General features: G+C 33.9%; 1 protein-coding gene. It reads left to right on the forward strand.

Features of this window, described 5'->3' with window-relative positions; genetic code table 11:
- Positions 1-184, forward strand: a 184-nt coding sequence (locus tag AAEY88_RS15465) for a 5-deoxy-glucuronate isomerase (RefSeq protein WP_350563804.1), incomplete at its 5' end; no start/stop codon positions are given.
- Positions 185-236 lie beyond the last annotated feature (52 nt).

Consider the following 236-nt stretch of genomic DNA (forward strand, 5'->3'; position numbering starts at 1 on the left):
CTTCATGGGTCAACCACAGGAAACTCGCCATATTGTTGTTAGAAACCATCAAATGGTGCTATCTCCAAGCTGGTCGATTCACTCAGGATGTGGAACACAAAATTATAGTTTTATATGGGGAATGCTAGGTGAAAATCTTACATTCGATGATATGGATTTTGTCGATATGAACAAAATTCGTTAATTTTATTATTATTAATAATGACACGGAGTACAATTATGTCTAAGTTTAAAGT

This window comes from Psychrobacter sp. CAL346-MNA-CIBAN-0220, from assembly GCF_040309805.1.
GTDB lineage: Bacteria > Pseudomonadota > Gammaproteobacteria > Pseudomonadales > Moraxellaceae > Psychrobacter.